Consider the following 312-nt stretch of genomic DNA (forward strand, 5'->3'; position numbering starts at 1 on the left):
CTCCAAAATCCCATTTCCATTTAGTCGGCTCTCCTGTGCTAGTATCAGTAAACTTCACACAAAGAGAACCAGAGCCTTTGGTGACATCGCTGGTAAACTGTGCAACAAGAGCGTTTGTATCCTCATAAATATATTGAATGTTATCCTCATCAATATACTGAACACTGTCCTCATCAACATACTCAACGTTATCCTCATTAGTATTAGAGGAGACAGCAATCGGCTTTGTAACCACTATATAACTTGTTCTTGTTACTGTGTCACTACCTTCATCGTTTGTTACTGTAAGTTTAACAGTATAACTTCCTGCTT

The 312-nt window shown here is 38.5% G+C and carries 1 pseudogene; it reads right to left on the bottom strand.

What is annotated here, in order from left to right:
* Positions 1-312, bottom strand: a pseudogene (locus ASJ81_RS16435) (hypothetical protein); the annotation flags it as partial.

It is taken from the genome of Methanosarcina spelaei (assembly GCF_002287235.1).
GTDB classification, from domain to species: domain Archaea; phylum Halobacteriota; class Methanosarcinia; order Methanosarcinales; family Methanosarcinaceae; genus Methanosarcina; species Methanosarcina spelaei.